This window comes from Halobacillus sp., assembly GCF_049282395.1.
Taxonomy (GTDB): Bacteria; Bacillota; Bacilli; order Bacillales; family Halobacillaceae; genus Halobacillus.
Map to the genome: position 1 here is coordinate 1 of NZ_JBAPTY010000012.1, position 7,475 is coordinate 7,475.

At 43.7% G+C, this 7,475-nt stretch carries 6 protein-coding genes; 2 read left to right on the plus strand and 4 right to left on the minus strand.

Annotated elements, in window-relative coordinates:
- Positions 1-66: 66 nt before the first annotated feature.
- From WAM07_RS00505 to WAM07_RS00520, 4 genes are all read right to left on the minus strand, one after another.
- Positions 67-534, minus strand: a complete 468-nt coding sequence (locus WAM07_RS00505; protein ID WP_422163850.1) for a UPF0158 family protein — start codon at positions 532-534, stop codon at positions 67-69.
- Positions 535-547: 13 nt separating this feature from the next.
- The gene (locus tag WAM07_RS00510; protein ID WP_422163851.1) at positions 548-1,009 is read right to left on the minus strand and encodes a YkvA family protein; all 462 of its coding nucleotides are present in this window, start codon (positions 1,007-1,009) and stop codon (positions 548-550) included.
- Between the two features lie 322 nt (positions 1,010-1,331).
- A complete protein-coding gene (locus WAM07_RS00515) occupies positions 1,332-2,819 on the minus strand; it encodes a DHA2 family efflux MFS transporter permease subunit (RefSeq protein WP_422163853.1) in 1,488 nt (495 codons plus the stop codon).
- Between the two features lie 18 nt (positions 2,820-2,837).
- Complete coding sequence (locus WAM07_RS00520) at positions 2,838-3,449, minus strand: TetR/AcrR family transcriptional regulator (protein ID WP_422163855.1); 612 nt, start codon at positions 3,447-3,449, stop codon at positions 2,838-2,840.
- A 418-nt stretch (positions 3,450-3,867) separates the two neighbouring features.
- Here WAM07_RS00520 and WAM07_RS00525 point away from each other — a divergent pair, with 418 nt between their 5' ends.
- Complete coding sequence (locus WAM07_RS00525; RefSeq protein WP_422163857.1) at positions 3,868-5,127, plus strand: ATP-grasp domain-containing protein; 1,260 nt, start codon at positions 3,868-3,870, stop codon at positions 5,125-5,127.
- 33 nt (positions 5,128-5,160) lie between these two features.
- Positions 5,161-7,122 carry a hypothetical protein gene (locus tag WAM07_RS00530; protein ID WP_422163859.1) on the plus strand — a complete coding sequence of 654 codons (1,962 nt, stop codon included), beginning with the start codon at positions 5,161-5,163 and terminating at the stop codon, positions 7,120-7,122.
- Positions 7,123-7,475 lie beyond the last annotated feature (353 nt).

Consider the following 7,475-nt stretch of genomic DNA (forward strand, 5'->3'; position numbering starts at 1 on the left):
ATCCTACAAAACGAAAGCATAAGTCAAAACGCCTGTCCGACAATCCGGACAGGCGTTTTTAAAGTTTTATTTATTTTTATAAGGAATGTCGTTTTCTTCACACCATTCAATGGCAAGCGTGCGATAATAAACACTCTCATAATCATACCACTGATCAGCAACCCCTTGAATCACAATCTGATCTTTAAACCTGCGGAATGCGCCCTTCCCGCGGATCGCTTTCGATAACTCGTTACGAGACTGATCATCTTGAAGCGAGTCGATAAATGATTCCATCAGTTGATACTCATCAACATCAGAACAATCCGGTACTTGGGCATAACGTGTTTTATTCTCCAGAATATGCTGAGCTAAGTGGCGTTCTTCCCTTTCCCATTCTTGCAAATGGGAAAAGTCCTCCTCGTCTTCTACATCTTCTATCGCTTCATCACTAACGTGTACAATTTTCCCATCGATTTTATCTACCAGCGCCAAGTTGCCTTCTACCTGCAACTCGATGGCATCGGCGACTTCTCGTATGTCTACTTGATTCATAGTCTTCCCCCATCTATTGCTGCGGATTTTCTGCAGAATCTTTGGACGGATCTTCCAAATCGTCCAGCACGGACTCACCAAATAGACTGCTCACGCGATTACGCGCCTGCTCCTTCACATTCTCATCAATATGAGAAATCACTTGATAGACCGCATAAACGATTACGGCACTGTCATCCGTGAAACCGACGACTGGAATAAAGTCTGGAATTAAATCAATTGGAAGGATTAAATAACCAAGCGCACCGGCAATTGTGAGCTTCGCTTTCTTCGGTGTATTTTCACTCTTAAATGCATAATAAAGCAAGAGACTATAATATACGATTTTCGAACCGATCCGACTGCTATTCGTACGAATCTTTTCACCATATTCTTTCTCCGAAAAATGCTTCCTGCTGCGTTTTATAGCTTTAGCTGGATTCAGCTTTTTTAATCGGTCTCGATAGCGTTGTTTTTCTTTTAGTTCGCTAGTCATTATTCATCACCCTTTTGGGGTACTTTTGACAAAAAAACCCTTGCTTAAACCTATTTTAGGAAAAATGGTAGATTTGCCATGCTTTTATTTAGATGGGCAAGCCCGAACCCGCTACAAGCTGGTTCGCCAGAGTGCTTCTTTCCCAACAGTAAATAATGATTACAGTGAAACCTTCGAGAGTTCAATAACCGCCTTATAAGGCTATACAATCCTATTCAAAACAGCTATAGTCCCTAACATGGTCCCCTTACCTGTAGAAAAAATGAATAGGTAAAGGAAAGCAGGCGTAATCCCCTCTTAAAGAATTTCACCTGCGCTACAATCAGTTCGTTTGTAAATTCCCCTCTGTTTTTGCCGCTCGTTCGTCTTGAGATGATTTTGGCTTCCCTTTTATAAAGAAGGACAACACAATTCCTATAATCGCAATAATGGTAGCTACCATGAAGGCAACATTAATTCCATGGATCATGGCGTTGGACATAATCTGTTGTTTGGTTTCACCAGAAGAAGGTACATAGTCTTTGGAAGCGTTCGTCATAACGGTTACCAGCAATGCTGTACCAATTGATCCTGCAATGGTACGCAGCGTATTATTCATCGCTGTACCATGAGGAATCCACTCTGTTGACAACTGGTTCAATCCTGCTGTAGATACTGGCATCATGACCATAGCAATTCCCATCATTCGAATAGCGTACACCACAAGAATAAACGTGTAAGTCGTAGTCGCTGTTAAAGTCGATAATTCAAAAGTAGTAACGGCAATGATGCTTAGGCCTACAATGGCTAACCAGCGCGCCCCAACCTTATCAAAAATTCTACCTGTAATCGGGGACATGACTCCCATGACGATCGCCCCTGGAAGAAGCAGTAATCCTGATTCAAAGGCGGTGAATCCGCGCATGGTCTGCATATAAATAGGAATGAGAAGCTCCGCACCAAGCATAGACATCATCACGACCATACTGATGACAGCAGCTAAAGCATAAATTTTGTTTCCAAATACGCGAAATTCAAGAATTGGTTTATCCAGCCGGAACTGCCTTAAAATAAAGGATGTCAAGGAGATTACTCCGATAATTACGGCAACATATACATTTGCACTATCCCATCCATCGTTGCCCGCACTGCTTAATCCATATAGCAGTCCGCCAAAACCAAATGTTGATAGAATAATAGAAAGAATATCAATCTTAGGATTGGTTTGCTTCGTCACATTCTTAAGAGCAAATGCACCAAACATAAGCGCTGCGATCGCAATCGGAATAATCACCATAAATGGCACGCGCCATGAATATTCTTCGACGAGATACCCTGACAATGTTGGACCAATAGCTGGACCAAAGGCAATAACAAGCCCCGCCATCCCCATGACCGTCCCCCGTTTTTCAATTGGAAAAATCATAAGCATAACCGTTTGCATAAGCGGCATCATAATCCCAGCTCCACTCGCCTGAATCAATCGCCCGGATAATAATACTGGGAAGTTAGGTGCCAGAGCTGCAACCATTGTACCAATAGTAAACAAGGTCATAGCGGTAAAAAATAAACGCCTCGTCGTAAACTTCCCAATTAAAAAGGCCGTAATGGGGATCATAACCCCATTCACTAGCATGAACCCGGTCATTAACCACTGGGAGGTACTTGCTGAGACGTTTAAACTTTCCATAATATTTGGTAATGCTGTGTTGAGAAGTGTTTGGTTCAATACGGCTACAAATGCACTGACTAAAAGCACAGAAACAATGGCAATCCGATTAATAGGCTGCTCACCTTCCGCTTGATTAGTCTGTTGATATACTTCGGCCATTTCTATTCCTCCTTCCCTCTACGTAGAGAGCCCTCTTTTTATAAGAGTCATTTCGATCGTAAAATTCTTCATTGCTCTTTCTCTCGATAGCCCTTTGGCGAAATGACTAACCAGATTATTCAACATTAAATTTCTCAAAAGATGAACAGCGTGATAGAGTTCTTCTTCACCTTCTATGTTTAATTGATCCTGATCGATATACTCTCTAATTTTGTTCAAATGCTCCAGAAATTTATCCTCCGTATCCCCGTTCGTAATGGTGCTCTGAATTTTATGGTTCATGTTTAAAAACACATGTTTAAAAAAAGATCGCTTCTCGTCGTCCTTGAATTCCTCTAAAGTCGACTGAAACAATTTTGCCGTTGCTTCGAAAAGGTCGCCTTCCGTTTCCTTTAATAAAGAAATAAACATGTCCTGCCTTCGCTTCGACTGCTCTTTTAGTAAGTGATAAAACGCATCTTCTTTATCTTCGAAATATTGATAAAAGCTTCCTCGGGAGATTCCTGACATTTTAATAATGTTAGAAATTGAAGCTTCATTTAAAGGGGCTCTTGAAAACTCTGCACGAGTCGCTTCCATTAAGGTTTGCCTCTTATCTTCTGGTAAGTTGAAAAATGTTTGTTTTGGCATCCTATGCTCCTCCTCACTAATATGACACTGTGTCACATCCAGGTAATACTTTGCTATCTTAATTCAGTCAGCAGTTAAAGTCAACAAAAAAGTGACACTGTGTCATAATTATTTTTTCCAAGGTATTATTTGGTTAATATTTATATATAGATACTATTTATCAAAATTTTGTAAATAGGTTTATTATTTTCTAATTGTTGGTATAGATGGTCATTATCAATCTATGCAATGTTACTAAAGTAATTCCCCCTACATGCAGTGTAGAAGAAGCACGACTTTTGACTTTGATTGTCGAATCCAATAATAATGCTTACAGTTTTTGCTAGACTTTGATACTTTTAAAATGATAGAGACCGTTCATGACTAAATGATGCGGTTTCAAATTCCAGAAAAGTCATTTTAAAAGGAGAGCGATGAGATGGAACTTGATCAACTTGAATTGAATACAACTGTAGAGGAATCGGAGAAAACGAAGCCTTATTATACAGCTTTGATTGGATGGAGCGTGCAGGCAATAGAAGCTGCCGCGAAAATGAACCGGCCGTTCATCGTAGTGGGTCCGCCCGATTTTGAATCCTATGCTGAGAAACACGAAATTCCGTTTGTCGGATGGGATTTCAACAAGATCAATGAAAGCTCTGATCACCTCTACATGCAGCTGAAAGAAATGGGCGCAGAAGTAGCCGTTCCTTTATATGAAGAGTGTGTCGAGTGGTCTGGAGCCTTAAATGCCCGCTTCCGCGAAGATCCGCGAGTATTTAACCGTTCCTTATTATTACGTGATAAAGGAATGATGAAACGTAAAGCGCAAATATCCGGTATTAAGGTAGGCGTTTTTGAAGAGGCACGCAGTAAAGACGACGTGGAACGTTTTCTAAAGCGTGTAAATGAAGCCCTGCTTAAATTAGACGGCGATCATCTTGATCCAATCCATGTAAAACCACTGGACAAAGCTGGATCTGTTGGTCACCTGGCTATCAACACCGCTGAAGGAATTGAACAAATCCAGGATACAGACTTCCCGCTCTTAATGGAGAGTCATCTGGATGGACAGGAATTCTCATGTGAAGCCTTTGTTCACAAAGGCAAAGTCCGCTTTTTAAATGTCACAGAATATATTCGCTTGGGCTATTCCAATTTCGTCCCCGCTTCGCCATTACTGGAAGAAAAGAGACCTCTGATTGAACGAGCGGTTCAGCAGCTGGTGGATGCCTTCGAAATCGAATACGGCGTGATCCATCCTGAATATTTCCTCACTCCAGACGGAACTCTTCACTTCGGTGAAGTGGCAGCCCGTGTGCCAGGCGGACACATCTTTGAACTGATTGAGCGCGCCTATGGATTCAGCGCTTATGAAGCCCAAATTCTATGCAGTGATCCAAATACGACCGAAGAGGAACTGGAGCAATTCTTCCCGGACCCGTACCAGTATGAGGCTTACGCAGGCTGTCTGATGGTCCATCCAAATACCGATTATGTAAAAGACCTCGAAATACCTGAGGAACTGGAGCATCATGCCTACTTTGAAAAGCATGATATGTTTACTCCACCTCAAGGTAAAGTAGCGGAACGTGTCGGTTTTGGGAACCATTATGGAACCATCTTTTTCTATGGAAAAGATAGTGAGGAAATGACGAACCTTCTCCAACGTTACGAAAAGTATGATTTCTACGTCTAGACAAGTGAAGTTTTTATAGAAAGGAGAGGTGAAATGCCTCAACCTACAGGTGTTATTATCGAACGTTTCTCTCAGGCCCTGGCTGCTTTAGAAGAAGCACCGCCTTTTGCAAAATCAAGATACCAGACCGATGTCTATCAGGAGGCCAATCGCCTCATTGAAACGGATAACGGACTGGAGCACCTTTATGGATACGCCGACCGATTTGAACAAACCGGTGTATTTCAGGATGGACCATGGGAGGAAGCGAATAAGCTTCAGCCCCCGCTTGTTGCTGGATCCTTAAAAGCAAAAGGACTGCCAATGATCATTGAGATCTTAAGTGAGCTGCGAATGCTGGCTGTGGCGAAAGAGCGGTATGTCAACCCGGCCGTTACACCGCAGATGGCAGAAGAATTTCTAAATGAAGTGATGGTTCTCAACTTGAATCTTCTATTCCCGGATGCTTCGGAAAGCGCACGGATTGAAAAGCATGAGAATGATGAAAAAGCGAGTGAGCTTTTTCAGTTCTTAGCGAGCCACCTTTCTTCTAACGCGCTCATTCAGACACTGATTGACGAAATCAAGCGTCTGACCGCGCAGCGTCCGATTATGATTAAGCGTACAGTATCCATGATTCGAATGGCCAAAGCAATGTTAGAAAAAGAACACGAGGATAATGATAAATCCGAACTCGTCCGCTTTATCGCTGCGATTGAAGGTCCATCAGAGATCAGCAGCCGTTATAAGGATGTTCACGCATACCGGGCGCAGCTCAAAGGGCTGTCACGCTCGGAGCTTATTTCAGAAAGCGTTTCTTTTGCTAAATCCATGCGTTCAACCGGTCTCGTTGCACCTCATCATGCAACATTAATCCGCTACCTGTCGAAACGCATGCCTCAATTGCTGCCTCATGCGCTCGATTTGAGCAGCAAAGGTATTGCCAACCTGGAGGAAAATAACGAGCTCGTGATTCAATTGATCCGTGCATCTGTTTTCCCAGCAACCCGTCAGGCGATTTACGGGCTGGCACTGATGCTTGAGCGAGGTGTCCTCTCTCACTCTCCTGTTCCACCAGGGCTGCGGAGATTAATCGAGCTTGATGTCCGCCCTGACGTCCGGAACGCTCTTGCGCAGACAACCAGTGTTGGAGAAGGATTAACAGCGAATAACATTCTCGTTGCCGCGACGATCCAGGTGCTGGGGCAGCCGCTCGGCATCGGTCAGGGATTCAATCCAACCTGCCAGGCTGCCAGAGGCATCAGCTTATGGGCACAGCATGCTCCAGGATTCTTACTGGAAATTATCCCACGCGCAGCGCGGGATGGAGACATCGATTTTATGTTTGAAGGGCAGGCCATTCACTCCAAAGATTTAAGCGGTGGACTCGCTCCCGAGCTGCATAAGGAACTCGATCCGATCTCACTCATTCTTGTTCCTCATTTGGACAGGATTTACAGCGAAATGATGTCGCGTGTAGCTTTACGCGGAGACGACGGGCACCGATGGGTCAACCCGGCCTTTTACGGCAACTGGGTTCAAAAAGGTTTTGCCAATATTATCGATCCGCTAACGGGTTATGTACAGGACTACCCTGGATTTGTACGTCTGTTTTACGCTACCCACCATACCGAATACAATGACGATTACGAAATGATTTATCCAAACCCCGTTGGAATTTTTATAACAAATGTTCATGGGAAGCTATTGGGACTTCATGCCGTATCCATTATAAGAATCGGCGTAGACCCTGAAGGGAAAGACAGGATCTATTTTTACAATCCGAACAACGACGGTTCCCAGAACTGGGGGCAGAATATTGAACCAAGCGTAGCTGGAAATGGAGAAGAAGAAGGCGAGAGCTCACTTCCATTCCATGAATTCGCCTCAAGGCTATATGCCTTTCACTACAACCCTTATGAACAGGGTGAAGCCTACGCTGTCGATGATTCCATTGTTCAGAACGTTCAGCAGTTGGCGAAAGAAAGCTGGGGCAAGGATTATACGTGGATATAAGATTGATAGATGCCAGACTCTCTAGATGAGGGTCTGGTTTTTAGTTTGGGGTGTAGTCATGTGACATCCTGATTTCTCAAATAGGCTCCCGGTTATGCAGGACTCATTTGCGATACATTCTTGGAAAGAATAGTGATTGGGAAAGAAACTTTTCTCCCACACCTTCTGTGCCACCTACTGGATACTTGGGTTTGGCTGGTGATCGAGTGGAGTTACCTCAATCGGATCGTGATTCGCTTCAATTGGGTCGTGCTCTACTTCAATTGGGCCATGCTCTACTTCATTTGGGCCGTGCTCTATCTCAATTGCGCCGTGCTCTACCTCAATTGCGCCGTGCTCTACCTCAATTAGGC

Coding starts and splice junctions, on each gene's coding strand:
- WAM07_RS00515 (WP_422163853.1), bottom strand. CDS start 2,819: ATGGCCGAAGTATATCAACAGACTAATCAAGCGGAAGGTGAGCAGCCT.
- WAM07_RS00510 (WP_422163851.1), bottom strand. CDS start 1,009: ATGACTAGCGAACTAAAAGAAAAACAACGCTATCGAGACCGATTAAAA.
- WAM07_RS00505 (WP_422163850.1), bottom strand. CDS start 534: ATGAATCAAGTAGACATACGAGAAGTCGCCGATGCCATCGAGTTGCAG.
- WAM07_RS00520 (WP_422163855.1), bottom strand. CDS start 3,449: ATGCCAAAACAAACATTTTTCAACTTACCAGAAGATAAGAGGCAAACC.
- WAM07_RS00530 (WP_422163859.1), top strand. CDS start 5,161: ATGCCTCAACCTACAGGTGTTATTATCGAACGTTTCTCTCAGGCCCTG.
- WAM07_RS00525 (WP_422163857.1), top strand. CDS start 3,868: ATGGAACTTGATCAACTTGAATTGAATACAACTGTAGAGGAATCGGAG.